At 59.4% G+C, this 23617-nt stretch carries 27 protein-coding genes; 13 read left to right on the plus strand and 14 right to left on the minus strand.

Annotated elements, in window-relative coordinates; genetic code table 11:
* Nucleotides 1-39 precede the first annotated feature (39 nt).
* Both D1820_RS10705 and D1820_RS10710 read right to left on the minus strand, forming a co-directional pair.
* Nucleotides 40-3495 carry a chromosome segregation SMC family protein gene (locus D1820_RS10705; RefSeq protein ID WP_118068969.1) on the minus strand — a complete coding sequence of 1152 codons (3456 nt, stop codon included), beginning with the start codon at nucleotides 3493-3495 and terminating at the stop codon, nucleotides 40-42.
* A 126-nt stretch (nucleotides 3496-3621) separates the two neighbouring features.
* Complete coding sequence (locus D1820_RS10710; RefSeq protein ID WP_118068970.1) at nucleotides 3622-3957, minus strand: hypothetical protein; 336 nt, start codon at nucleotides 3955-3957, stop codon at nucleotides 3622-3624.
* A gap of 158 nt (nucleotides 3958-4115) precedes the next feature.
* Here D1820_RS10710 and D1820_RS10715 point away from each other — a divergent pair, with 158 nt between their 5' ends.
* Nucleotides 4116-4886, plus strand: a complete 771-nt coding sequence (locus D1820_RS10715) for a FadR/GntR family transcriptional regulator (protein ID WP_118068972.1) — start codon at nucleotides 4116-4118, stop codon at nucleotides 4884-4886.
* A 38-nt stretch (nucleotides 4887-4924) separates the two neighbouring features.
* Here D1820_RS10715 and D1820_RS10720 read toward each other — a convergent pair whose 3' ends face one another.
* The 7 genes from D1820_RS10720 to D1820_RS10750 all read right to left on the minus strand — a co-directional run bounded on the left by D1820_RS10720 (nucleotide 4925) and on the right by D1820_RS10750 (nucleotide 9612).
* Nucleotides 4925-5674 carry an acyltransferase gene (locus D1820_RS10720; RefSeq protein WP_118068974.1) on the minus strand — a complete coding sequence of 250 codons (750 nt, stop codon included), beginning with the start codon at nucleotides 5672-5674 and terminating at the stop codon, nucleotides 4925-4927.
* A gap of 193 nt (nucleotides 5675-5867) precedes the next feature.
* Nucleotides 5868-6428, minus strand: a complete 561-nt coding sequence (locus tag D1820_RS10725; RefSeq protein ID WP_024095749.1) for a F0F1 ATP synthase subunit B — start codon at nucleotides 6426-6428, stop codon at nucleotides 5868-5870.
* 4 nt (nucleotides 6429-6432) lie between these two features.
* Nucleotides 6433-6978, minus strand: coding sequence for a F0F1 ATP synthase subunit B' (locus D1820_RS10730; RefSeq protein ID WP_014876090.1), 546 nt, complete (start codon nucleotides 6976-6978; stop codon nucleotides 6433-6435).
* Nucleotides 6979-7064: 86 nt separating this feature from the next.
* Nucleotides 7065-7289, minus strand: a complete 225-nt coding sequence (locus tag D1820_RS10735) for a F0F1 ATP synthase subunit C (protein WP_008562443.1) — start codon at nucleotides 7287-7289, stop codon at nucleotides 7065-7067.
* Nucleotides 7290-7346: 57 nt separating this feature from the next.
* The gene (locus D1820_RS10740; RefSeq protein ID WP_040176175.1) at nucleotides 7347-8150 is read right to left on the minus strand and encodes a F0F1 ATP synthase subunit A; all 804 of its coding nucleotides are present in this window, start codon (nucleotides 8148-8150) and stop codon (nucleotides 7347-7349) included.
* A gap of 27 nt (nucleotides 8151-8177) precedes the next feature.
* A complete protein-coding gene (locus D1820_RS10745) occupies nucleotides 8178-8522 on the minus strand; it encodes an AtpZ/AtpI family protein (RefSeq protein ID WP_014876092.1) in 345 nt (114 codons plus the stop codon).
* Between the two features lie 196 nt (nucleotides 8523-8718).
* Nucleotides 8719-9612 (minus strand): DMT family transporter, encoded by an 894-nt coding sequence (locus tag D1820_RS10750; protein WP_118068975.1) that lies wholly within the window; start codon nucleotides 9610-9612, stop codon nucleotides 8719-8721.
* A 95-nt stretch (nucleotides 9613-9707) separates the two neighbouring features.
* Here D1820_RS10750 and D1820_RS10755 point away from each other — a divergent pair, with 95 nt between their 5' ends.
* Nucleotides 9708-10055: a helix-turn-helix transcriptional regulator gene (locus D1820_RS10755; protein ID WP_040181755.1), complete on the plus strand. Its 348-nt coding sequence runs from the start codon at nucleotides 9708-9710 to the stop codon at nucleotides 10053-10055.
* A gap of 6 nt (nucleotides 10056-10061) precedes the next feature.
* On the opposite strand, the gene D1820_RS10760 is transcribed toward D1820_RS10755, so the two are convergent.
* The 4 genes from D1820_RS10760 to D1820_RS10775 all read right to left on the minus strand — a co-directional run bounded on the left by D1820_RS10760 (nucleotide 10062) and on the right by D1820_RS10775 (nucleotide 14583).
* Entirely contained in the window at nucleotides 10062-10970 is a 909-nt protein-coding gene (locus tag D1820_RS10760; protein ID WP_118068977.1) for a DMT family transporter, read from the minus strand.
* Nucleotides 10967-11845, minus strand: coding sequence for a LysR family transcriptional regulator (locus D1820_RS10765; RefSeq protein ID WP_014878859.1), 879 nt, complete (start codon nucleotides 11843-11845; stop codon nucleotides 10967-10969). The genes D1820_RS10760 and D1820_RS10765 overlap by 4 nt, the downstream gene beginning before the upstream one ends.
* 106 nt (nucleotides 11846-11951) lie before the next feature.
* Nucleotides 11952-12479 (minus strand): prolyl-tRNA synthetase associated domain-containing protein, encoded by a 528-nt coding sequence (locus D1820_RS10770; protein ID WP_118070146.1) that lies wholly within the window; start codon nucleotides 12477-12479, stop codon nucleotides 11952-11954.
* Nucleotides 12480-12588: 109 nt separating this feature from the next.
* The gene (locus D1820_RS10775) at nucleotides 12589-14583 is read right to left on the minus strand and encodes an elongation factor G (RefSeq protein ID WP_118068978.1); all 1995 of its coding nucleotides are present in this window, start codon (nucleotides 14581-14583) and stop codon (nucleotides 12589-12591) included.
* Nucleotides 14584-15078: 495 nt separating this feature from the next.
* On the opposite strand from D1820_RS10775, the gene ffh reads away from it, so the two are divergent.
* The 8 genes from ffh (at nucleotide 15079) to rimM (ending at nucleotide 20617) form a co-directional block, all read left to right on the plus strand.
* Nucleotides 15079-16620 (plus strand): signal recognition particle protein, encoded by a 1542-nt coding sequence (ffh, locus tag D1820_RS10780; protein WP_118068980.1) that lies wholly within the window; start codon nucleotides 15079-15081, stop codon nucleotides 16618-16620.
* Nucleotide 16621: 1 nt separating this feature from the next.
* Nucleotides 16622-17167 (plus strand): GNAT family N-acetyltransferase, encoded by a 546-nt coding sequence (locus D1820_RS10785; protein ID WP_118068982.1) that lies wholly within the window; start codon nucleotides 16622-16624, stop codon nucleotides 17165-17167.
* A 122-nt stretch (nucleotides 17168-17289) separates the two neighbouring features.
* Nucleotides 17290-17910, plus strand: a complete 621-nt coding sequence (locus D1820_RS10790) for a GNAT family N-acetyltransferase (RefSeq protein WP_254683301.1) — start codon at nucleotides 17290-17292, stop codon at nucleotides 17908-17910.
* A gap of 37 nt (nucleotides 17911-17947) precedes the next feature.
* Nucleotides 17948-18550, plus strand: coding sequence for a GNAT family N-acetyltransferase (locus D1820_RS10795; protein WP_118068985.1), 603 nt, complete (start codon nucleotides 17948-17950; stop codon nucleotides 18548-18550).
* Between the two features lie 57 nt (nucleotides 18551-18607).
* A complete protein-coding gene (locus D1820_RS10800) occupies nucleotides 18608-18916 on the plus strand; it encodes a chorismate mutase (protein WP_040176153.1) in 309 nt (102 codons plus the stop codon).
* A gap of 41 nt (nucleotides 18917-18957) precedes the next feature.
* Nucleotides 18958-19317 (plus strand): 30S ribosomal protein S16, encoded by a 360-nt coding sequence (gene rpsP / locus D1820_RS10805; RefSeq protein WP_014876104.1) that lies wholly within the window; start codon nucleotides 18958-18960, stop codon nucleotides 19315-19317.
* A 4-nt stretch (nucleotides 19318-19321) separates the two neighbouring features.
* Nucleotides 19322-19963 (plus strand): 5,6-dimethylbenzimidazole synthase, encoded by a 642-nt coding sequence (bluB, locus tag D1820_RS10810; protein WP_024095735.1) that lies wholly within the window; start codon nucleotides 19322-19324, stop codon nucleotides 19961-19963.
* A gap of 150 nt (nucleotides 19964-20113) precedes the next feature.
* A complete protein-coding gene (gene rimM / locus D1820_RS10815; protein ID WP_118068986.1) occupies nucleotides 20114-20617 on the plus strand; it encodes a ribosome maturation factor RimM in 504 nt (167 codons plus the stop codon).
* 27 nt (nucleotides 20618-20644) lie between these two features.
* Here rimM and D1820_RS10820 read toward each other — a convergent pair whose 3' ends face one another.
* Nucleotides 20645-21547 (minus strand): phosphotransferase, encoded by a 903-nt coding sequence (locus D1820_RS10820; protein WP_162894090.1) that lies wholly within the window; start codon nucleotides 21545-21547, stop codon nucleotides 20645-20647.
* 196 nt (nucleotides 21548-21743) lie between these two features.
* Between D1820_RS10820 and trmD the strand changes: the two genes are divergently transcribed.
* The 3 genes from trmD to rpmE all read left to right on the plus strand — a co-directional run bounded on the left by trmD (nucleotide 21744) and on the right by rpmE (nucleotide 23451).
* The gene (gene trmD / locus D1820_RS10825) at nucleotides 21744-22544 is read left to right on the plus strand and encodes a tRNA (guanosine(37)-N1)-methyltransferase TrmD (protein WP_118068990.1); all 801 of its coding nucleotides are present in this window, start codon (nucleotides 21744-21746) and stop codon (nucleotides 22542-22544) included.
* A 302-nt stretch (nucleotides 22545-22846) separates the two neighbouring features.
* Complete coding sequence (gene rplS, locus D1820_RS10830; RefSeq protein ID WP_014876109.1) at nucleotides 22847-23218, plus strand: 50S ribosomal protein L19; 372 nt, start codon at nucleotides 22847-22849, stop codon at nucleotides 23216-23218.
* Between the two features lie 11 nt (nucleotides 23219-23229).
* A complete protein-coding gene (rpmE, locus tag D1820_RS10835) occupies nucleotides 23230-23451 on the plus strand; it encodes a 50S ribosomal protein L31 (RefSeq protein ID WP_014876110.1) in 222 nt (73 codons plus the stop codon).
* Nucleotides 23452-23617: the final 166 nt, after the last annotated feature.

Genomic DNA, 23617 nt, shown 5'->3' on the forward strand with positions numbered 1-23617 from the left:
GCGCCGACGATAGAACCTGCGCCGCGTTGGAACAAGGGGTCAGGCGACTAGCGCCTCGGCTTTCTTGAGATCCACGGACACCAGTTGGCTGACACCTTTTTCCTGCATCGTGACACCGAACAGCCGGTCCATCCGCGCCATCGTCACCGCATGGTGCGTGATGATCAGAAAACGCGTGTCGGTCTGGCGGCACATCTCGTCCAGCAAATCGCAGAAGCGAGTGACATTGGCATCATCCAGCGGCGCGTCCACCTCGTCCAGCACACAGATCGGCGCCGGGTTGGACAGAAACACCGCGAAAATCAGAGCCATAGCGGTCAATGTCTGCTCGCCCCCTGACAGCAGTGACAACGTCGAGAGTTTCTTGCCCGGCGGCTGGCACATGATTTCAAGCCCGGCATCCAGCGGATCATCACTTTCAACCATGACCAGATTGGCCTCCCCGCCGCCGAAGAGATGAGTGAACAGCATGGTAAAGCTCGCATTCACCTCCTCAAACGCGGTCAGCAACCGTTCGCGGCCTTCGCGGTTGAGGCTGGCGATGCCCGCCCTTAGCGTCTTCACGGCCTCTTCCAGATCAGCCTTCTCACGCACCAATTGGTCGTGCTCGTCCTGGACCGCGCGCGCATCTTCTTCTGCACGCAGATTGACCGCTCCCAGTGCGTCGCGCTGACGCTTATGACGGTTGACCTCTGCCTCCAGCTCCTCCGCGTTCGGCATGTCTTCAGGTGTGGCATTAAGGCTGGCCAACAGATCGTCAGGTACTGTCTGCTGTTCTTCGCGAATACGCGCCTCGGCATGACCAACGGCTTCGCGGGCTGCATCACAACGCGCCTCCGACCGGGCCCGTGCCTCGCGCGCCTCAGAGGCCAGTCGCGCGCATTCCCGCTCATTTTGAACGGCATCGCGCAGGACGGTTTCGGCACCAATCAGTGCATCTGAGGCAACCGCTTTGCGCGCTTCAGCCTCTTCAATGGCAAGGTTTAGTTCCTCGTGGGTTTCCGCAATCTCGGCAGGCACCGCATGCGCCTCTTGCAGCTCTTCCTCGGTAGCGGCACGCCGTTCCGTCAACTCGGCAATCCGCCTGTCTGCGCTTTCCAGACGGTGGCGCCACCCGGAGAGATCCTTGGTGACCTGCTGCCCACGTGCGGTGCGGGCCTCTCCCTCACGCCGCAGCTCATCCTGCGTCGACCGATGGGTCAGCATGGTGATCCGAGCCGCTTCCACCGCCTGTTTTACATCCTCAACCTTGGCACGCGCCTCAGCGAGGTCTTCCAGCCCTTCGACAGCGGTTTCCGCTTCCGTCAGCTGTGCCTGCGCCGCGGCGGCGTCCTCTTCATGTCGGGCAACCGCGATGCCAAGGGTTTCCAGCTTGCCTTCGGACAGATTGCGATGGCTTTCAGCCCGGCTCAGCGCGCGCGCCACATCCGCGACGCGTTGATCGGCAACCCGGCGCGCCTGACGCGCGGCCTGATCGGCGGTGGTGACCTCCGCCAGCTTGCCCATCAGAACCTCATGCGCAGCCTTGGCCCCATCCGCGCGCGCGCCGACATGCTCCATATCCTGTTTCAGCGCTTCAAGGCGGTTCATCTGCTCCAGCCTTAACGCCGCTGCACTTGGCGCATCCTCGGCCCAGGCCCGGAACCCATCCCAGCGCCACAGATCGCCTTCCAGAGTAACCAGACGCTGCCCTGGCATCAGCCGTGAATGCAGATCACGCGCGGCATCCCCATCGACAAGGCCAACCTGAGAAATCCGACGATGCAGCGCATCGGGGCAACTGACATGCAGTGAGAGCGGCACCGCCCCCGCTGGTAGCGGCGCATCTCCGTCATATGGGGGCAAGGTGACCCAACCGCTCGGCCCATCAACCTCCGCCAGGGGCGCACGCAGGTCATCGGCAAGAGCCGCGCCAAGCGCTTTCTCGTATCCCGCTGCAACGCGCATCTCGTCCAGAACATGGCCACCCTCGGCGGTATCGCGCTCCACAAGCTTCGCAAGCGCCGTCACCTCCGCCCGCAGTGCACCCAATTCGCCCTCCGCCTCAGAGCGGCGGGCGCGGGCCTCAGCCTCGCGCGATTGGGTATCATTGCGAGCCTCGTCGGCCGCAGCGAGCGCCTCATCCGCGAGCTCAGCAGCCGCGCGCGCTTCCTCCTCGGCCTCGACCGCGGCTTCAAACGCGGCCTCTGCCTGAGCCAGTGTATCGCGGGCCTCGGCCATCGCGTCGCGGGAACTGCCCCCGTCCTCCTCGGCGCGAAGCAAAGCACGACGGCAATCCTCGACCTGACGCTGCGCTGATTGATGGCGCGCTGCAAGCCGCGCGACATCTTCTGTCAGGCTTGTCAGATGTTCTTCGCGAGCCTGAAGCACCGAGACTGCTTCTCGCGACCGCTCGGCTGCCTCAGCCATGCGGTCATCGTGACCGATAGCGGCCCGCGCCAGTTCACGCTGTTCCCAGTCCAGCCGTTCAATCGTTTCGCCGGCATCCCGGTTCAGCCCGCTTTCGCGCTCAATATCGCGGCCAAGCTGCGCCACGCGGTTGGTCAGCGTTTCGATGGTCTGGCGCGCCTGCGCTTCCTGATCACTCAGTGCATCGCGCTGCACAAACAGCCGTTGCAGGACGGCGGCAGCAATGGCCTCCTCTTCGCGCAGGGGAGGCAGTGCGCTCTCAGCCTCCAGCCGCTTGCCATCAGCAACACGGGCCAGCGCCTCTGCCTTGGCCGCCTGGGTCTCGCGGCTGCGCAGGATATCTTCAGCTTCCAGCCGCGCGTCGTCTGCCTCCCGCCAACGACGATAGAGCAACATGCCCTCGGCCCGGCGCAGCTGTTCACCAATATCCCGATACCGCTGTGCCTGACGCGCCTGACGGGCCAACTGCGAGAGTTGTGCTGCGAGCTGTTCAATCACATCGTCGACGCGCAACAGGTTCTGTTCGGTGTTTTTCAGCTTCAGCTCGGCCTCGTGCCGCCGCTGGTAGAGGCCAGAGATACCTGCTGCCTCTTCCAGAATACGCCGCCGTGCCTTCGGCTTGGCGTTAATCAACTCAGCAATTTGCCCCTGTCGGACCAGGGCAGGAGAATGCGCGCCAGTTGAGGCATCGGCAAACAGCATCTGCACATCGCGCGCGCGCACATCTTTCCCGTTGGTCTTGTAGGCGCTGCCAACATCACGGGTGATACGGCGCAGAATTTCCAGATTGTCGCTCTCGTTGAAACCAGATGGGGCCAGCCGCTCACCGTTGTCTATCTGCAGGCTGACTTCGGCAAAATTGCGGGCTGGCCTGGAACTGGTGCCCGCGAAGATCACGTCTTCCATACCGCCGCCACGCATTGCCTTTGGGCGATTTTCGCCCATCACCCAGCGCAGCGCCTCAAGAAGGTTGGATTTGCCACAACCGTTTGGGCCGACAACCCCGGTCAGGCCATCTGCGATCAACAGATCCGTTGGGTCCACAAAGCTCTTGAAGCCGTTCAGTCTGAGTTTCGAGAAGCGCAAGCCGATATCCTGTGATTCATTGGGATGTAAGTGTCATGGGTTTGTTACACCACTGTCAATGTGGCCGCCCCCCAAATCCGCTGGGCCAGCGTCATATCGCCACCATATATTGTGGATAACTCTTCATTATGCGGCTTCGCCGCGCCCGCAGTCCAAGCGCCCGACGAGGACAGCCTGATCGCCCAGGACATCGCGCACTGGGCAGCCGCTTGCCATTTCCATGGCACGTTGCGCGCGGTTCCTTATTGGGCCAAGGCGTGGCGCATATTGAGGATTGACGCGCACCGCCTCTGCGAGTGATCCGCGCAGGCGCACCTCAAATACGCTGCCCTCCACCGTGATCCGCTGCACCGCTTGACCACGGAAATGCGGGCTTGCCGTATCGCAGGCTGCAAGCGGAACAGCAAGAAGGAACATAAAAATAGAGCGGAATGGAACCGCTCGCCTGATAAAATCACGCATCTGTATCCCTGCGCCGAATGAGACTGGGTCTTCGCTCGTCCCTTCGACCTAGCATGGAATAGGCGCGCTGTCTGCTGATTGGGCGCACATCCTCTTGCGATGGCCTTGGCCCCGTGGTCATATGTTTTGACCAATCGCGCATCCAAAAGACTGACAGCATGCCCTTTCAAAAAGTACAGCCCGAAAAACTCTCTGCGTCTGTCGTGCGCCAGATTGAGCAGTTCATCCTGCGCGGAATCCTCACCCCCGGCGAACGGCTCCCTGCCGAGCGGGAGTTGGCGGAGCGTCTGGGGGTATCACGGCCCTCCTTGCGCGATGCGCTGGCCGAATTGCAGGACCGCGGTCTGCTGGTCTCTCGGGCTGGCGCCGGAGTGTTTGTCGCCGATGTGCTTGGCTCTGCGTTTTCACCGGCTTTGGTGCAGTTGTTTGCAAGCCATGACGAGGCCGTTTTCGACTACCTCAGCTTTCGTCGAGATATGGAAGGCCTGGCCGCTGAGCGCGCCGCCAAATACGGATCCGATTACGATTTGGAAGTGATCCAGACGATTTTCGGCAAGATGGAGCAGGCTGGTGATCCCGCCATCTCAGAAGAGGCTGCCGCGCTCGACGCCCAGTTTCATTCCGCAATCATGGATGCGAGCCACAATGTGGTCATGCTGCATATGATGCGCTCGATGTTTGAGCTGCTGCGTGAAGGTGTTTTCTATAATCGTCGCGTTATGTTCCAGCAGCACACCACGCGCGATGCCCTCTTAGCCCAGCACAGCGCCATCAACGCCGCGCTACAGGCCCGCGACCCGTCGGCGGCACGGGCCGCTGTTGAAACCCATCTGGACTATGTGAAACAGGCCCTGACTGACCATCAGCGCGCCCTGCGCAATGCAGAGGTGGCCAAGCAACGTCTGCAGCATGAAATCAGCAAAACCTGAGCGAGCCCATCCGCAGGTTTAAACAGCCTGTACCCCCATCAGGATTTGGGTAAAGACGCCATCCACTCGGCAACGACGGCCTCGGGATATCCTCGGTGGAAATGGGATTTCCACGGGTAGGCCGCCCGGTCAGTGCCATCCTTCAGGCGAACCCGATTGGCATCTCCCCGGTCAACGGCGGGATTTCCGACTGCGATCCGATGGTCTGCAACATCTTTGGTCACGGCGCTGCACGCACCCACCAGGGCCCCCTCCCCGACAGTGACCCCCGGCAGAACAGTGGTCATCGTGGCGATCACGGCAAATGATTTGATCCGCGCACCCAGTAAAACCTCGCTCGGCGGATGCGGATCATTGGTCAGCACGACGTAGGGAAAGATCCAAACATAGTCTTCAACGACGCTCTTTTGTCCGATGTGCACGTTGCTGTGCAGCCGCACGTAGTCGCCAACTGTGCAATGACCCTGGATATCGCTCAACGTGCCAATCTGAAACCCGCGTCCGGCCTGGGTGAGTTCGCGCACTGTGACCCGATGCCCGGTAACCAGGCCATCACCGAAGCTTGAACTTTCGTAGAAAACGCTGTGGGAGCGGATCGTCGTCTCTTCCCCGATGTGCAACGGAGAGCCATCCCCCAGACGGGTTGCGACGCCCAGCTCACAATTGCTTCCGATGTTGGTCCCCGCGCCAATTTCAACGTTGTCATGAACGATCGAAAAGGGGCCGATTTCGACACTCGGGTGGATCTTGGCTTTGGGGCTGACAATGGCTGTCGGATGGGCGCGCATCTGTGACTCCTCTGGTAACCGAAAGCCCCGCCAGCGGGCAGGGTCTTGCGCTCTCTTCTATCGCTCAGCCTGCGTTCAATCCACCATTTTAGGGGAAGTAAGGATGTGCGCGGTTATCGCAGGCAACGCATTTGAATACAAAAAACCCGGCCACTTGGGCCGGGTTCTTTAACAGCGTAGGTGCAAGGGCAAACTAGTGCAGCTTGGCGTCCACGTCGGCGATAGCAGCGTCGATCAGCTTGTTGGCTTCGGTCGCTGTCATCTGTTTCGAGATCACCGCATCCGCCGCTGCAATTGCAACAGTGATTGCCTGATCGCGCACTTCTTTCACCGCGGAGTCCTGCGCCGCTGTGATCTGTTCCTCGGCAGCGGTCATGCGACGCGCAATCGAGACTTCCAGGTCAGCCTTGGCTTGGTCAGCTGCTTTCGCAGCATCTTCACGCGCCGACGCAACGATCCGATCAGCCTGCGCCTGAACTTCCTGCTGCTTGCGTTCGTAAGAGGCCAGAATGGTCTGGGCTTCTTCACGCAGGGCACGGGCCTCTTCGAGGTCCTTTTTGATGCCTTCGGCGCGAGCGTCCAGCTGGCCACCCAACAGACCGGGCACCTTTGCATAAAGCAGGATGCCGACGAACAGCAGGAATGCAAGCGTCACGACAAAGTCGGTGTTGCTCATCGACAGGAACGGGCCGGACGCCGCGAATGCGGGGCTGGTGGCACCAAAGGTCAGAGCAAGAGCCAGTACAGAGCGCATGTTCTTATCCTTTCATCCGGTCGGCAACCGCAGCTGCGACGGCTTTTTCGTCTGCCTTGCCACCAAAGGTAGCGACGATCTCAGCGGCGGTATCAACAGCGACGGCTTCGACGCTGGCGATGGCACCGGCCTTAATCTCGGCGATGACGGCTTCTGATTCCGCTGCTTTGGCCGCAATCTGTGCGTCTGCCTTGGCAATGGCCTCATCCAGATCTGCCTGAATTTCCGCACGGGTTTCAGCGGCGATGCGCTGAGCCTCTGCACGGGCATCTGCCAGAGCTTGGTTATAAGCGGTTTCGGCCTCCACGGCTTTGGCCTTCAGGTCTTCAGCCGCGGCGAGGTCGTTGGTAATGGTTCCCTGACGCTCGGCCAACACTGCCGCAATGCGGGGCAGCGCGATGCGCGACAGGATGAAATAGATCACGACGAGCGTGACCACGAGCCAGAAGATCTGGTTCGCATAGGTCGAGAAGTCCAGCTGCGGCATACCGCCCGAACCGTGGGCGGCCTCTGCGGCACCGTGACCTGCGTCCTGCGTCTGAGTTGCCATGTCGTCCTCCTAGGGAACTTGCCGTTACACCGGGCGGCGCGGTCATCCACACCGCCCGGCCGTAAGGAAAATGGTTCCGAAGGGTCTTAGACGGCGAACATCAGCAGCAGAGCGACCAGGAACGAGAAGATGCCCAGAGCTTCTGCAAATGCGATGCCGATGAAGAGGGTTGCGGTCTGGGAAGCAGCCGCGGAGGGGTTGCGCAGAGCGCCTGCCAGGAAGTTAGCAGCAACGTTGCCAACACCCAGTGCAGCAATACCAGTACCCATGCCAGCCAGGCCAGCGCCGATGTGTGCGAGTTCGCCTTCCATTGTGTATCTCCTTACGATTGGAAGTTGAGGATCTTATTGTTCGGACCTGACCGCGTCTTAGTGCGACGGGTGCAGCGCGTCCTTCAGGTACACGCAGGTCAGAATGGTGAACACGTAGGCCTGAATGAAGGCCACGAGAACTTCGAGTGCGTAAACCGCGGTGATGGCAAAGATCGGCAGGAAGCTGAACAGGCCCAATGCGCCTGCAAAACCTGCGAATACCTTCAGAACCGCGTGGCCCGCCATCACGTTACCTGCAAGACGAATGCAGTGGCTGACAGGACGCACAAAATAGGAAATCAGTTCGATGATCGCGAGCACCGGGCGCAATGCCAGCGGTGCGGAGCCAACCCAGAACAGGCCCAGAAACTTAGTCCCGTGCAGCACGAAACCAGTCACGGTCACTGTCACGAACACCAGCATGGCCAGAACTGCAGTCACGGCAAAATGCGATGTGGTGGTGAAGCTGCCCGGGATCAGGCCCAGCATGTTCGCGGTCAGGATAAACATGAACAGGGTCATGATATAGGGGAAGAACTTCAGACCGTCTTTGCCGGTCACGTCTTCGACCATCTTATAGATGAAGCCATAGGCAAGCTCAGCAACCGACTGGATGCGCGACGGGACAATCGCGCGTTTTGCAGACCCCAGAACCATCAGCGCGAAGATCGCGACAATCGCCAGACCCATCCAGAGGGTCACGTTGGTCGGGGTGTAGAAGTTCAGCTCACCTGCGCCACCCAGCGGCTTGACCAAGAACTGGTCAGTCGGATGGATCTGGAGGCCCGGAATAGCGGGGGCAAAGAACAGCCCAGACGCAAGTACCAGCAGAAAAGCTGCACCAAAGATTAGTTTGCCCATTGTCCCGTTTCTCCTGTCGCCGGGGGATCAGTCCCGGTCCTGCGCATCTTGTTCGGCCATTTCGGCCAGTTTCTTTTCCTGGATCTCTTGCGCGCTGCGGAGCATTGTCTTCACCCCGGCCGCCAGACCCAGCATCGTGAACAGCACCAGAAAGATCGGTATGGTCCCAAGCAGAAGGTCCAACCCGTATCCGATACCAAAGCCGATCATCAGACCGGCCACCAACTCAATCACCATCCGCCAAGCCTGATTGGCTGTCGAATAATGCTCATCCACGCGCGGCTTGGGCTCTTGGGCCTTACGCGCCTCTGCCAACTTGGCCTCTAGCTGCGCCAAGCGCTGCTTGTCTGGCTCTTGTGACACGGTCGCCATCCTCACGTGAATTCTGTTGCGGTGCTAAGGAGTCCTCGCCTCAGAGTCAACAACCCTGAGAGCCCTGCGACGTCGAGCGCAACTCATTGTAATTATTAAGTTATGCCTGAGGCCTATCGCATCACCTCCTGCCCATCTGGCGAACAGGCGATGGTTTTTCGGTCAAAATCCATATTCAACCAAAAGGTTGATTTTATCAGAGAGCCGGTCGACGCCGAATTTTACGCAGCAGGCGACCATCGATCAGCACCAGTCCGATCAGGATCAGGCTCATCCCTGTCAGATGCTCCAGTTTGAGTGGCTCCTGCAAAATCCAGGCCCCCATCGCCAAGGCGGAAACCGGCGCGATCAGCGTTGGCAGGGTGATATTGGTCGGCCCAACCCGAGGCAGAACCCAATAGAACAGGATGAAAGCTGCGGACGTCAGGATGAAACCGATGATGAACAACGCGCCCCAAGTCTCCAATCGGGTGATCACCGGCAGACCTTCGGCCCAAATCGCCAGCGGCGTGATGGCCGCAGTGGCCCCGGTCAAGGCAACAGCGACAAGGACCACTGGATCGATGTCACGAAACTGGCGGGCAATATTGACCGAAAACGCGTAACACAGCGGCGCACAAAGCGTAACGAGCACAGCCCAGACCTCGGACTGGCGTCCGCCATGCAGCAGCGGCCATGACAAGACTAGAATACCAAGAAAGCCGAAAACCACGCCCAGTGACTTCTGCCAGGTCGCCCGCTCTCCACCCGGCCAGAAATGCGCCACCATAACAGCAAGCGCCGGGGTAAACGCATTCAGGATCCCGGCCACGCCGCTGGCAATATGCTGCTGTCCCAGCGCGTAGAAGGCAAAGGGCGCCGCATAGCTCAGGACACCAAAACCAAAAAGCGCCAGCCAACGCCGTGGTTGGTCCGGCACCCGCTTACGCGCCGCCACGACATAGATCCAACATCCCAGCGCACCGAAGCCAACCCGCCCCATGGACACTGACAATGGTCCCAGCTCGCGCAGCAAAACAGCATTGAACATGAAGGACATGCCCCAGCCGATCCCAAGTACAAAGATCGCCGCCCAGTATTTCAATGCCATATCATGTCTCTTTCGCGCTCTGTCGTCGTTGCCGGTGATATGCGGCTAGCGGCTTGGGATTGTCGACCCGCATCTTGCGGTTTAGGTGTGTCGGCATGAGCGATCCTCTTGATACCGTATTTGCCGCCCTTGCGGACCCAACCCGGCGCAGCATTCTGACCATGCTGCTGGAGGACGACATGGCCGTCACAGATGTTGCTGAACCGTTTGACATGTCGCTCGCGGCGATTTCCAAACACCTGATGATCCTGACACGAGCTGGCCTCATCGCGCAGGAAAAACGTGGCCGCGTGAAGTGGTGCAAACTGCAGCCGGACGCCATGCGGTCCGCCTCCGTCTGGATGCAGGGGTTTGGTCAGTTCGAGCCCGTCAATCTGGACGCGTTCGAGCGTTTTCTGGAAACCGAACTCGGCAGCCCGACAGCAGATCCCTCCTCCGAGTGAGGCGGGTTAGCCTGATTGCGTAGTCGGCACTGCGCTGCGCCCCTCCTGTAGCAGCAACCAAAGCGCCCAGATGGTGCAAACCACGCCCAGCGCCACGATGCCACTAGGGGCCGGACGGCCCAGCGCAATTTCCCACAAGATGACCCAGCTTGGCGTCAGATAGGTATAGGCCATGACCTTGGCTGAGGGCAGATGAAGCGTTGCATATTGCAGCAGAACAAAGGTGGCGGCACTGGCGATCAGCGCGACATAGAGCAGGACCACCCAGACAAGCGGTGACAGCCCGGTCCAATCCGTGGCGCGAATGTCGCCCCAGCCGACCACCAACAGGATTATTGCGCCCGCGACCAACATCCCGAAGGTGAACACCACCGCGGGCTCGCCCCGGTTCAGCAAGCGCACCATCGGCGTATAGGCGGCGTGGGCCACACATCCCCAGAAATATATCATCTCTCCACGGCCAATTTCAAAGGCCCAGATGGCCGACGGGGCGCCGCGAAAAATCACCCAGATTGCCCCGACAGCACCAATCGCCAACGCCAGCGCCATCCGCCATGTCGTGATCTGGCGTAGCAGGATCCATCCGAATACCCCACTCAGCACCGGTGTAAGTGTAAATACCGCAGCCGCACTCACTGGCGCGGCGGTTTGCAATCCGTAGAACATCAGCACGAAGTAGATGGCAAACAGGCCACCCAGCACGAGGAAACGCCAAGTCGCCACGAAATCTTGGCGGCGCAGGCCATGGGTGAGCTGTGCCGCAATGCCGATCACCACCGCAGCAATCACAAACCGAATCGCATTGAGGGCCATGGGAGCGATGTCATTGGCCACCATCGCGCCAAGCGAAAACGATCCGGCCACCAAGGCCGAGAACACCAGCATTGCGAGATGACCGCGATAGCTCGGTGTCATGCGCTCCAGGCCTTGGCTTCGGCTTTCAGGAAGCTGAGGAAACTCTGCACCTTTGTCGTGCGGTGCAGATCAACATGGGTGACAAGCCACAATTCGCCTGCCCACTCTGGCAGGGGTTCCATCATCTGGGTCAACCCAGGATGCCGCTCCGCCTCCCAGCGGGTCAGGAAACCAATCCCCGCTCCTGCCAGCAGAGCCTCCTGCATCGAGACGGCGTTCACGCAGCGAAACGACAGCGCACTCTCGGGCGCGTGGGCGCGCAACCAGCGGGAATAAGGCGCCCGGCTATCTATGTCGTCATTGCAGATGAACCGATGGTTGGACATATCGTCCAGCCCTTTCAGAGGACCGAACCGTTCAATATATGAGGCACTGGCGTAAAGCCCGTGTTGTTGCCGCATGAAGGGCTGAACCACATTGTCGGGCTGTTCCGGCGGAGATCCGGCGCGGATCGCGACATGCGCCTCCCCGTATTCCAGCCGAAACAGGCGGCTACCGGTCAGAAAGCGGATCACCAACTCGGGGTGTTGACGCTGAAATTCCGTGAGCGCGGGCACCAGCAGTGTCGACATCGAGGACAGCGAGGTCACGACCAATTCGCCGGATACCGCATCCCCATGCCCTTTGAGCCGACCAACCAGCTGACCAAACTGATCATCCGTGGCCTGCGCCACCCGCAGCAGATCTTGGCCGGCCTCTGTCGGGGTGTAGCCACGCGCGTGGCGCTGGAACAGCTTGACGCCGAGACGCGCCTCAATCGCATCGACGTGGCGGATGACTGTCGCGTGATGGACGCCCAACACCTCGGCGGCGCCGCTCACGGTTCCCATCCGAGCCACCTGATAGGCGGTGCGTACCTCGTCCCAGTTTTCCATGATCACCTCTCATCTGCGTATTACTTGCCGCAACCATGCACATTCCACAGGTTCTAGCCAGAGAACGGTTCAAATTTGCGCAGTGGTCACAAAATGCCCTGCCACATCAGACCCAGGTGATTGTGACGTTCAATCGATCCATCACCTCCAGAAATGCCTGTCGCGTCAGGGCAACGGTACGATCATTCACCAAAGGATGCATGTAGATCACATCCGCCTGCTGCGCAGCCTTGTCCATATAAAAGTGCACATCCTGATTGACCCCGTTGACCATCGCCAGTGGCGTCACAGCGCCGGGGCGCACACCAAGGGTTTCCAGCAGGCGATCCGCTGATCCAAATGACAGTTTGCCTAGTCCCAGATCAGCCGCCAGCGCTTTCAAATCGACATCGCGGTCCTGCTCAAGGCTGACCAGATGATTGCGTTTCTTCTTGTCCCGCAGGTAGAGGTTCTTAAGCCGCAGCGCGCGCTCCCCTGCCTGCATGAAGCCCGCTTCGACCGCCTTCGCGTCCTCGACAGTGCGCAGTGGCACATGACTGTGCAGCCGGTAGCTAATGCCCCACGCATCCAGCTGCGCCAAAAGTTTGTCGGAAGAAACAGGCAAGCTGTCTTGAAACTGGGATGATGCGTCCACTGTGGCCTCATTGATCTGCACAAATGATATCGCCCGCAGATCAATGGGAAACACGAGGGCATGCAAGGGGGAACATCGATATTCCGCCTGCTTTCTCATCAGCGTTTCGTCAGCGCCCGCCACCTGCCGCAGAGGATGTGCGGCGCGCCTCTTCGTAGTGATCGAACCCGCTTGAGAACCAGGCCGTTCCGCGAGTTGCGCTGGCAAGGCTGCTACAGAGCTGGTCCTGAACCGCCACCGGCAGCAGGGTTTCAAACACGTCCCAGCCTGCGGCCTCGGGGTGGGCTGCGAAACCAAGTATCTGCCCCTGCATCCCGCTGACCACTGGGACAAGCCCACCAGTGAAGACTGAAGGGACGTGGATCTCCACCCGCATGATAGGTTGCAGTACAACCGACCCCGCCTCCGCCAACGCCTCACGAACCGCAGATTTGCCAGCCGTACGAAACGCGTAGTCCGAACTGTCAACGGAATGATGCTTGCCATCCTTCAGGGTCACCTGCACATCGACAACAGGATGGCCATTGGCACCCGCCTTCAACGCCTCGCGCGCACCCGCCTCTACTGACGGAATGTAGCCCTTTGGCACCGCACCGCCTTTGACCTCATCGGTAAACTGGAAACCCGACCCGCGCGCGGCTGGCGCAAGGCTCAACACCACATCGGCGAACTGACCAGCTCCGCCAGATTGTTTGCGGTGGCGGTGATGGATTGTGACCGGCCGCGTGATGGTCTCCCGCAGGGCGGGCGGCACAGGCTCATCTCCTACGTCGATACCGAACGAGTCGTTTAGCAGCCCCAGGATACGGCGCAGATGCAGCGGCCCTTGCAGGTGCAGCAGCGCGTGCCCGCTGATCTCATCCTGTTCGACCTGCATGCCGGTATCAATCTCAGCAATGCGCTCCAGCGCTGCGGTCAGCCGGACATCATCGCGATCGTGCACGGGCGTGACGATCCGCTGATAGCTTGACGGGCGCGGTTGGGCCCACTGCGGCAATTGCGCGGCACGGTTTTCCAGATAGGCGTACCCAAGGCTCAGATGGTCCGATTTCACAACTTGCGCGATATCCCCCGGTGCAAGGTCACCCGAACCGGAGGGGGATGGGTTGCGGCCATTGCCAGCAGCGCGCCCGGTGGCAGGCGCGCTTGCGCCGGTTTTCGCAGCCCTACCCTCCCCCCTCAACTGCGTCATCGCTCCAAGGTTGCCACCTCCAACCTGCGCCCCCGCTCCCACCGGTTGGCTCAGCGCGCGGACGACGACCGTCTTGCCGAGATGTTTAACAAGGTCTCCGATACACCCCACGGCCAGAGGCTGCCCGTCCGCTGCCAACCGCTGTGCTGCGACCTCAACCGCGGGGGCCTCATGGCGCAGGGATTTCATCAGACGCAGGATCCCGTTGCGATGAAGCGCAGACCCCAAAAGCGCCGGGATCAAATCGTTATGCTGCAAGACACGGGTGGCCACATCATAGACCGCTTCTGTCAGCGGCTTGCGATCTTCGATCAATTGCTCCAGCAGATCGTCGTCATAGTCGGCCAACGCTTCCAGCATTTCTCCCCGCGCCTGACGTTCGCGGGCATGGATGCTATCCGGGAAAGCCACCAGGGCTGAGGGCTGCCCCTCCTGATATTTCCACGCCCGTTCGGATATCAGATCCACCGCCCCGATCACCTCCCCCCCAGTCCGCATCGGTATCTGGCGCAGGACGATATTGTGCCGACAATAGGTTTGCAGCGCGGCGACGATATCGGCCACCCGCCCGGCGGCCTGATCCATACGGTTGATAAAAAGAAAGGCGGGAATGCCCGCCTCTTCGACCATCCTGAGATAAGGCGCGGCCAAAACCCCGGCAGATGGATCCGCCGACACGCAAACAACCGCCGCATCGCTGGCTGCCAACGCCGGCCCTGCCGTCGCCAAGTTCTCAACCCCGCCGGCAATATCAATCACGCCCCAGGCCTCATCCATGAACGGAAACGCTCTCAACTCCGCAACACCTGTGGCCTGCTGCGGCTTCTGCTCTGGCTCCTGAAGTGTCGCTAGGGCTTTTGCCAGCTCAGTCTTGCCGGAATGAGAGGGGCCGATAACTGTAAACACACGCATCTGTCTTGATCCTTCTGTGGCTGCAAAGCCGCCCGATGAAGGAATGCGACAGGAACGCCGCACCAGATGCCTTGAGAATAGCTGCCTCTGCAGTGGGGGCTTGGCTGACCCATGTTTTTGTTCATGTCTGACATCTACCGAAGAGCCATCGCATAGGCGCTGTTCACGCACCTGCAATGCGATGGCGCTTGCACGCGTATATAGACGTGCCCCGCACTCTGATACTCCCCCACCGCAGTGCCTTGCGTCAACCGTTGCGCTCAACGCATGGCAGCGGGCCACCTATTCCCGGCCAAAGCGGTCCGGGTTGACTCATTGCGGCCAAACGCGTAACGCATGGCCCAAATCCGGGAGCCGCTACAGTCTTCCGGTCCCTGCCCTTGCCAGGGATCGCCCTCCACCAGCGTGTTACGCCCGTGGGGGTGATTGCGCATGGATCCTTTGCTCCCTACATGTGGGGCGCCCACGTTGAAACCGGCATAGGAGGCCGAAGGCATGTTTGAAAATTTATCCGAACGCCTATCCGGTGTCTTTGACCGGCTGACCAAACAGGGCGCGCTGTCCGAAGAAGACGTCAAAACCGCCCTGCGCGAAGTCCGCGTTGCCCTGCTGGAGGCGGATGTCTCGCTGCCGGTTGCCCGGGATTTTGTGAAACGTGTGCAAGAGCAGGCTACAGGCCAGGCGGTGACCAAATCGGTTACGCCCGGCCAGCAGGTTGTCAAAATCGTCCACGACGCGCTGGTGGGTGTACTGCGCGGTGATGAGGATCCGGGCCAGCTGAAAGTGGACAACCCGCCAGCCCCCATCCTGATGGTTGGTCTACAAGGTTCTGGTAAGACCACCACCACTGGTAAGCTTGCCAAGCGTCTGAAAGATAAAGAAGGCAAGCGCGTCCTGATGGCGTCGCTTGATGTGTATCGCCCTGCTGCAATGGATCAGTTGGCGGTACTTGGCACTCAGATCGGTGTCGACACGCTGCCTATCGTGCCGGGTCAGAAACCTGTCGATATCGCTAAGCGCGCCAAACAGCAGGCCGCCTTGGGTGGCTACGATGTCTATATGCTCGACACTGCCGGCCGCCTGCAAATCGACGAAGTGCTCATGCAGGAGGTTGAGGACGTCCGCGATGTCGTCTCCCCCCGCGAAACGCTACTGGTTGTTGACGGGTTGACTGGTCAGGTCGCGGTCGAGGTGGCCGAAGAATTCGATGCCAAGATCGGCATCTCCGGCGTCGTTTTGACCCGGATGGACGGCGACGGCCGCGGTGGTGCGGCGCTGTCGATGCGCGCGGTCACCGGTAAACCCATCCGCTTTGTCGGTCTTGGCGAGAAGATGGACGCCATCGAGACCTTCGAGCCTGACCGAATCGCAGGCCGGATTCTCGGCATGGGCGATATCGTTGCTCTGGTTGAAAAAGCCCAGGAAACCATCGAGGCCGAACAGGCCGAGCGCATGATGAAGCGCATGATGAAGGGTCATTTCAATATGAATGACCTGAAGATGCAGCTTGAGCAGATGATCCAGATGGGCGGCATGCAGGGCATGATGCAGATGATGCCCGGCATGGCCAAAATGGCAAAACAGGTCGAAGAATCCGGTTTTGATGACAAGGTGCTGCGCCAGCAGATCGCCATGATCCAGTCGATGACCAAGAAAGAACGCGCCAATCCTGCCCTCCTTCAGGCGTCTCGCAAGAAGCGCATTGCAGCAGGGTCAGGTATGCAGGTCTCCGACCTCAACAAACTGATGAAAATGCACCGTCAGATGGCCGACGTCATGAAGAAGATGGGCAAGATGGGCAAAGGCAAGATGCTGAAACAAGCCATGTCTGGCATGTTCGGCAAAGGCGGCGGCATGCCCGATATGGCTGGAATGGATCCGAGCCAGATGGATCCAAAAGCGCTGGAAGCAGCGGCAAAAGCCATTGGTGGCGGCAAGGGCCTTCCTGGTGGCATGGGCGGTATGCCCGGCGGGCTACCCGGCCTTGGCGGCATGGGCCTGCCCGGCGGTCTGAGCGGTCTGGGCAAGAAGAAGTAAGGTGACCATTGCGCCCACCATATCCACTGCGCGCCTCACGCTGCGCCATCACGTGATGTCGGACTTCGCGCCGCTTCACGATGTGATGGGCAGTGAACGCGCACGCTATATGGGCGGGCCATTTTTACTCAAGGATAGCTGGCAGACAATTGCCGCTGAGGTGGGCAGCTGGTCCCTTCTGGGTTTCGGCAGCTGGGCAATCGAACGCAGCGAGGATGGCGCATTTGTTGGCCAAGTCGGCATCAACAAACCAGCCCATTACCCCGAAGCGGAGATCGGCTGGACACTTTGCAACGGCTTCGAAGGCAACGGTTACGTCACCGAAGCCGCATCTGCAGCGTTGGAATGGGCGTGGTCCCAGATGGGCGCTACCACCCTTGTCAGCTACATCACGCCCGGAAACGACAAATCGGTCTCAGTGGCTGAGAGGCTAGGGGCCACGCAGGATCCTGAGGCACCTTTGCCCGAAGGCGAAACCTCTGCAGATACGCTCGTCTACCGCCATAACGCACCTGATGCGGACGGCGGGATGGAGGCCTACGCATGATGGATCTCTCTCTTGTCTGTCACCCGGGCCACCAGGCCAGTGCCGCTGTGGCGAATCCGCCACGCCTGGACGATGCTTTAACCCATTATTTTCCGGCATCTGGCATGGTCAAACCGTCTTTGATGCATAAACAGATCGCTGCGGCCTGTGCCGCAGGGGTTGATACGGATGTGGTAATGTCAGACACGGGCTATCGTTTCCCCAGCCTCATGACGCAGAGGCTTACACTGGTGTCCCCTGCGGAGGCCGGTTTCGACGCGCATGATGCCTTTCTGCGCATTGGCGCCCCGCGCTTTATTGATGCAGCTGACGATCCAGATGCCCTCTGGTGGTCGATTGCCACCATTATTGGTCACTGGCACCTGCGCGGTTATGGGTTGTTCGCCCTGGTCGAGCGCAGCACCGGACGCCCGGTCGGCATGATTGGCCCATGGTTCCCCAAAGGCTGGCCGGAACCAGAACTCTCCTGGCACCTGACAGAGGATGCGCGGGGCAAAGGCTACGCAAGCGAGGCCGCAGAGGCCGTTCTTGACTGGCTCTTCCGTGAAAAAAACTGGAGCAATATCGCCTCCTTCATTCCGGAGGATAACACCGCATCCATCGCGCTGGCGCAGCGCATTGGCGCCCGCCCGGAGCAGTTGGTGTCGTTCCGCCTGGCACCGGCCAACAATATGCGAACCTGGCGGCACCAGCCGCGCCAGCGCCTGTTGGGCGAGCCTGTGACAACGGGGCGTCTTCAATGATCTGTCGCCGTTTCCCATGCAGCGCGGGGGGTGTCTAATGCCCTCGTCCATCCCAGTGATCGAAACCAAACGTCTGGTTCTTCGGGGCCCCGAAGCCGTGGATTATCCCGACTTCAAGGCAACCTTCAGCTCTTATCGCGCGCGCTTCATGGGCGGTCCACTGAACCCGTACGAAGCCTGGATGCTCTACGCCGCTGAGATCGGCCATTGGCAGGTGCGCGGGTTTGGCATGTGGATGATCCACGACAAGATCACCGAAGAAACCTACGGGATGGCCGGGGGATGGATGCCCGCAGGCTGGCCTGAACGTGAAATCGCCTGGATCATCTGGCCTGACGCCGCTGGTAAGGGGTATGCGCTGGAAGCCACCCATGCGGCCCGCAACTATTATTACAATACGCTCGGCTGGGATGGTGCGGTCAGCTATATTGATCCAAAGAATTTGGATTCGATCCGTCTGGCAGAACGGCTGGGCGCACGGAAGGATCATGACGCCGCGACGATTGACGGCAGTGATGCAGTCTATCGCCACCCGGACCCCGATGCGCTTAAGGACAGCCAGCTGGTCCATGGGATCGAGATGGAAATCAGCCATTACGCAGATCCCCTGTTCAAACCGGAGGGCTGGGCGCTTGACTGATCCCATCACCCACAGCCGCGCAATGCGCGTTCCATTCATTCCCTCGCGGAGCCAGAAATGACGACAGAGACCCAAGATCCCGTCGCCCGTGCAGCGGCGCTGCTGAAAGGCCACCGCGAGAGCATTGATCGCCTTGATGCCATTCTCGTCTACACTTTGGGCGAGCGGTTCAAGCACACCCAGGCGGTGGGCCAACTCAAGGCTGAACACGACCTTCCCCCGTCCGATCCGACGCGCGAAACCGCGCAGATCGCACGGCTCGAAGACCTGGCGGAACAGGCCGACCTGGACCCCGATTTCGCCAAGGCTTTCCTGAATTTCATCATTCAGGAAGTCATCCGACACCATAAGAAACACCAGGAATAACAGGGATATCCCTGTAAACGCCATTAAAGGAGACTGAACCCATGGCAATGAAAATTCGTCTGGCCCGCGGCGGCTCGAAAAAGCGTCCCTTCTATCGCATTGTGGCTGCTGACAGCCGCATGCCGCGCGATGGTCGCTTCATCGAAAAGCTGGGCACCTACAACCCGCTGCTGCCGAAAGACAGTGAAGAGCGCGTAAAAATGGACATGGAGCGCGTGCAGCACTGGCTGGATCAGGGCGCTCAGCCCACAGATCGTATCGCTCGGATGTTGGAAGCTGCTGGCGTTCGCGCTAAGGTGGAGCGGAACAACCCCAAGAAAGGCACCCCGGGCAAGAAAGCTCAGGAGCGCGCCGAAGAAAAAGCAGCCAAGGCTGCTGAAGCGACTGCAGACGCGGAGTAAGTTGATGAACATGCGGGACAATTCATTCTCTGAAGACTTCCGCATGCAACTTGATCTGTTGATGCGTGTCCGGCGCGATGTGCGCCGGTTTCGCTCCGATCCGGTGGACGAGGCAGTGCTTACGCGCTGTCTCGACACCATTCAGCTGGCGCCCTCGGTCGGGCTCAGCGAACCCTGGCGGGTGATCCGTGTCGAAAGTGACGCAGCTCGGGCCGCCGCACTTGAGAATTTCGAGACCGCAAATGCCTCGGCGCTGGCGGGCTTTTCCGAAGCCAAAGCTGAACGCTATGCCAAGCTGAAACTGTCCGGAATGCGCGAAGCACCGGTTCAGCTGGCGATTTACTGCGATGATTCCACAACAAAAGGTCACAAGCTCGGCGCTGGCACCATGCCGGAGATGCGCCGCTATTCGGTTGTTACCGCTGTGACCCTGTTCTGGCTCGCCCTGCGTGCCGAAGGTCTGGGACTGGGCTGGGTGTCGATCCTTGATCCGCAACAGCTGAACCGGGATCTGGATGTTCCGGCCGACTGGCAGTTGATCGGATATTTCTGCGTTGGCCACCCGGAGCGGATGTCCAAAACACCGGAGCTGGAACAGCTAGGCTGGGAAACCCGCCGCAACGCATTGCCGGTCGAAACCCGGTAATCCACAGATGTGGCGATTGATCCGGCTTGCGGTTTTTGTTCTGATCGCCTTTACCGCGGGTGTTCTCTATGAACGCAACTACCAAACAGAACGCTGTGGACTCGCAGGCGGCACCTGGACTGCTGCGCGGTTCTGCAAAGGATGGATTGAATGACTGAGCAGATTTGCGTTGGTGCCATTTCAGGCTCGTATGGGGTGCGGGGCGAGGTACGCCTGAAGAGTTTCTGCGCCATGCCCGAGGATATTGAAGACTACTCCCCACTCAGCACTGAAGACGGCAGCCAGACCTATACGATCACCTTGGTCCGCGCCATCAAGAACGGGTTTACCGCCCGTATCGGCGGGATAGAGACCAAGGAGCAGGCCGATGCTTTGAAGGGGGTGCGCCTGTTTGCACCACGCGAGCGGCTGCCAAATCTTCCGGATGATGAATATTATCACACCGACCTGATGGGCCTTGATGTTTATGACACCGGCGGGACACTGCTGGGGAGCGTAAAATCAGTCCAGAACCACGGCGCCAGCGATCTGCTGGAAATCGCCATCCCGGCGGAGAGCAAAACCGTGCTGCTACCGTTTACGCTGGCAGCTGTACCGACGGTTGATCTTGCAAGCGGGCGCATCATCGCAGACCCACCGGATGGCGTGTTCTGAGGCTGCTATAAGGTAGATGAGGCAAGCTCAGCCCACTTCTTCCGCGAGAAGCAAATCAACTACGCGAACTAAGAGTTTAAGTTGCATTCGACCTTTCTCACCGGCAGCGCGACCGGATATCGAGAACCTCACCCAAGACTCCCAAAGCCTCAGAGCGAAGCAAAACTGAAAAAGTGGCTCGTGGGTAATCTTTCGCCCGTAGCCTGCTTCGAATGCTGCCCAGTCTGAATTTGAAACCCCTCCAAATCCAGTGTCACCGTCAATCCCTGATAAATGATCCAAGCCGTTTGCAAGCCAGAGGTTAGAGATATCACGCTCAACTATAGAAAAGCCTCGACTGGAAAAGTCGATAAACGAAATCTGGTCCGCTGAAACCAGAACATTTCGAAAATGCAAATCGCCGTGAGTAAAGCCAGGCTGGAATCTGATGCCTTTGGAACGTCGAGCCGACCGATGCAGATATGCGCATAACCCCAGAAACCGCTTCGGCTTCAGGACAGTTAAGTGCCCTTCTCGGACTGCTTCGGCTGTTTGTGAAACTGCATCAAGATGGCGCTTCGGCCAGAATCGCTGCTTATCCGCAGATGAACATTGATGAAGCACCCTGACCGCATTTCCCATCCGCTCTACTAGCTGTCTACGGTCTCCAAACCCCAATCCGGCCATTTGCAACGCCTGAAACGCAGTTTCACCCGGAGCAAATTCCATCAGCGAGTATTTATGCTCGGTATCCCACCATAGAAGTTGCGGAACAGACGCATGGGGTGAGAATTTAAGGGACTTTGCTGCAACTTGATGACGGCTGATAATCGCCTGATGCTGGTGCAAGCTTCCTTCGCCAAAATCTGCGCGCAGCACAAATTCGCTGCCATCCTCCAGAGAAACTCTCAACACGCAGCAATGATCTTCTGTCTTGCGATTGACCTGCATCCTCCCGAATTTTGTACCAATTGGAGAAAGGCCAAGCTCCGATGCAATCGTAGGCCACAACGCCTCGGCCCGGCGTTGTACAACCTCAAACCCATACCGGCGTCCATCTCTTTTAGATAGTATACTGCGTCTCGAATTCATCCAAACACCAAAGCTTTTTATTGCGTGTCGTTCTAACTGGATTAAACAGCGTCTCATGAGTGCACAAAACAAATCTCACGGCCGCAAGGCTATTCGCCCCTCGTTCAAGCCACGCGAGCTGATGACCCCGACGCCGGATCTGGTTGGCGTTTGGAAGGCGAAAATCATGACCCTGTTCCCGAATGCCTTCCCCGGCATTCTGGGGGAAAGCCTGACCGGCAAGGCCCTGCAAGACGGACTATGGCAGCTGGAGACGGTCGATCTGCGCCAATTCGGCATCGGCAAGCACCGCAATGTCGATGATACCCCCGCCGGCGGTGGCGCTGGTATGGTGCTGCGGGCGGATGTGCTGGGGGATGCGATTGAGCATACGATGGCGGGTGCTGTCGGCAATTGGCCGTTGATCTACCTGTCGCCGCGCGGGCGCCGGATGGATCAGGCTTTGATGCAGGATCTGGCGCGCTGCAATGGTGTCATACTGCTTTGTGGACGTTTTGAAGGCGTTGATGAACGGGTTCTGCAACACTACGGCATTCAGGAAGTTTCTCTGGGGGATTTCGTCATGACCGGCGGGGAGATTGCTGCGCAGGCGATGATCGACGCCACTGTGCGCCTGATCCCCGGCGTTCTCGGCAATCATGCCTCCACCGAAGAGGAGAGTTTTTCCTCCGGCCTGCTTGAACATCCGCAATATACCCGCCCAGCGGAATGGAAAGGGCAGAGCATTCCTGATGTGCTGATGTCCGGCCATCACGGTAAAATTGCTGAATGGCGCCAGAAAATGAGCGAAGACATCACCAAGGCCCGACGCCCTGATCTCTGGCAGGCCCACCAGGACCGCAAGACGTCAGACTGAACGATCCGAAGGCGGGATTTGCCTCTCTTAAACGCGGCCTCTCCCCTTGATCCGCTGGCCAAACAGGCATAGAAGGCCCCTGTTTGGATTCGCTTTTGCGTCTGTGGACCTGTGTTCTGTTGCATTTTGAAATCCCTGACCCGCCTTCTTCGGCAATTTGGGGGCGCGCACGGGACACGCTTAGGAAAGAACGGAGTGATCTCTGGCGGGCTGCTATCTGCGGGACCCGGTGAAGACCAAGAGCTCTCGCAACCGCGCAAAACTTCGTGGGCAAAACCACGAGCAACTATAGGAGACCTGCGATGGACCTGATCGCACAGTTGGAAGCGGAACAAGTTGCCGCCCTGGGGAAAGAGATCCCCGATTTCAAAGCCGGTGACACCATCCGCGTCGGCTACAAAGTGACCGAAGGCAGCCGTTCGCGCGTGCAGAACTACGAAGGCGTCTGCATCAGCCGCAAAAACGGCTCCGGCATCGCCGGTTCGTTCACCGTCCGCAAAATTTCGTTTGGCGAAGGCGTGGAGCGTGTGTTCCCGCTGCACTCGACCAACATCGACAGCATCACTGTCGTTCGCCGCGGCCGTGTGCGTCGCGCGAAACTGTACTATCTGCGCGCCCGTCGCGGTAAATCCGCACGGATTGCAGAAGATACAAACTACAAAGCCAAAGCGTAAGGAGTGGTATCATGAAAGCAGACACCCATCCCGAATACCACTTCATCGACGTCAAAATGACCGATGGCACTATCCTCAAGATGCGCTCCACCTGGGGCAAAGAGGGTGACACCCTGGCGCTGGACATCGACCCCACCGTGCATCCCGCATGGACCGGTGGCTCCACCCGTCTGATGGACGCCGGTGGCCGCGTATCCAAGTTCAAAAAGAAATACGAAGGTCTGGGCTTCTAAGCCAACCTGGTCTTATTTTTTCGGAAAACGCCGCTCCTTTGGGCGGCGTTTTTTGTTGCGACTTCAGCGACCATGTTCATTGCGCAAGCTCACCCTGAGGAAACCACAGAGCCTAAATCAGGCCCTAACCTGCGGATATCGCGCTTCCCATCGATTCGACCGGACA

This window comes from Phaeobacter sp. LSS9 (assembly GCF_003443595.1).
Classification (GTDB): domain Bacteria; phylum Pseudomonadota; class Alphaproteobacteria; order Rhodobacterales; family Rhodobacteraceae; genus Phaeobacter; species Phaeobacter piscinae.

What these genes read in the sequence shown, in the direction of transcription:
- D1820_RS10710 (WP_118068970.1), bottom strand. Translation starts at nt 3,957, where the DNA reads ATGCGTGATTTTATCAGGCGAGCGGTTCCATTCCGCTCTATTTTTATG.
- D1820_RS10715 (WP_118068972.1), top strand. Translation starts at nt 4,116, where the DNA reads ATGCCCTTTCAAAAAGTACAGCCCGAAAAACTCTCTGCGTCTGTCGTG.
- D1820_RS10720 (WP_118068974.1), bottom strand. Translation starts at nt 5,674, where the DNA reads ATGCGCGCCCATCCGACAGCCATTGTCAGCCCCAAAGCCAAGATCCAC.
- D1820_RS10725 (WP_024095749.1), bottom strand. Translation starts at nt 6,428, where the DNA reads ATGCGCTCTGTACTGGCTCTTGCTCTGACCTTTGGTGCCACCAGCCCC.
- D1820_RS10730 (WP_014876090.1), bottom strand. Translation starts at nt 6,978, where the DNA reads ATGGCAACTCAGACGCAGGACGCAGGTCACGGTGCCGCAGAGGCCGCC.
- D1820_RS10735 (WP_008562443.1), bottom strand. Translation starts at nt 7,289, where the DNA reads ATGGAAGGCGAACTCGCACACATCGGCGCTGGCCTGGCTGGCATGGGT.
- D1820_RS10740 (WP_040176175.1), bottom strand. Translation starts at nt 8,150, where the DNA reads ATGGGCAAACTAATCTTTGGTGCAGCTTTTCTGCTGGTACTTGCGTCT.
- D1820_RS10745 (WP_014876092.1), bottom strand. Translation starts at nt 8,522, where the DNA reads ATGGCGACCGTGTCACAAGAGCCAGACAAGCAGCGCTTGGCGCAGCTA.
- D1820_RS10750 (WP_118068975.1), bottom strand. Translation starts at nt 9,612, where the DNA reads ATGGCATTGAAATACTGGGCGGCGATCTTTGTACTTGGGATCGGCTGG.
- D1820_RS10755 (WP_040181755.1), top strand. Translation starts at nt 9,708, where the DNA reads ATGAGCGATCCTCTTGATACCGTATTTGCCGCCCTTGCGGACCCAACC.
- D1820_RS10760 (WP_118068977.1), bottom strand. Translation starts at nt 10,970, where the DNA reads ATGACACCGAGCTATCGCGGTCATCTCGCAATGCTGGTGTTCTCGGCC.
- D1820_RS10765 (WP_014878859.1), bottom strand. Translation starts at nt 11,845, where the DNA reads ATGGAAAACTGGGACGAGGTACGCACCGCCTATCAGGTGGCTCGGATG.
- D1820_RS10775 (WP_118068978.1), bottom strand. Translation starts at nt 14,583, where the DNA reads ATGCGTGTGTTTACAGTTATCGGCCCCTCTCATTCCGGCAAGACTGAG.
- ffh (WP_118068980.1), top strand. Translation starts at nt 15,079, where the DNA reads ATGTTTGAAAATTTATCCGAACGCCTATCCGGTGTCTTTGACCGGCTG.
- D1820_RS10790 (WP_254683301.1), top strand. Translation starts at nt 17,290, where the DNA reads ATGCATAAACAGATCGCTGCGGCCTGTGCCGCAGGGGTTGATACGGAT.
- D1820_RS10795 (WP_118068985.1), top strand. Translation starts at nt 17,948, where the DNA reads ATGCCCTCGTCCATCCCAGTGATCGAAACCAAACGTCTGGTTCTTCGG.
- D1820_RS10800 (WP_040176153.1), top strand. Translation starts at nt 18,608, where the DNA reads ATGACGACAGAGACCCAAGATCCCGTCGCCCGTGCAGCGGCGCTGCTG.
- rpsP (WP_014876104.1), top strand. Translation starts at nt 18,958, where the DNA reads ATGGCAATGAAAATTCGTCTGGCCCGCGGCGGCTCGAAAAAGCGTCCC.
- bluB (WP_024095735.1), top strand. Translation starts at nt 19,322, where the DNA reads ATGAACATGCGGGACAATTCATTCTCTGAAGACTTCCGCATGCAACTT.
- rimM (WP_118068986.1), top strand. Translation starts at nt 20,114, where the DNA reads ATGACTGAGCAGATTTGCGTTGGTGCCATTTCAGGCTCGTATGGGGTG.
- D1820_RS10820 (WP_162894090.1), bottom strand. Translation starts at nt 21,547, where the DNA reads ATGCAGGTCAATCGCAAGACAGAAGATCATTGCTGCGTGTTGAGAGTT.
- trmD (WP_118068990.1), top strand. Translation starts at nt 21,744, where the DNA reads ATGAGTGCACAAAACAAATCTCACGGCCGCAAGGCTATTCGCCCCTCG.
- rplS (WP_014876109.1), top strand. Translation starts at nt 22,847, where the DNA reads ATGGACCTGATCGCACAGTTGGAAGCGGAACAAGTTGCCGCCCTGGGG.
- rpmE (WP_014876110.1), top strand. Translation starts at nt 23,230, where the DNA reads ATGAAAGCAGACACCCATCCCGAATACCACTTCATCGACGTCAAAATG.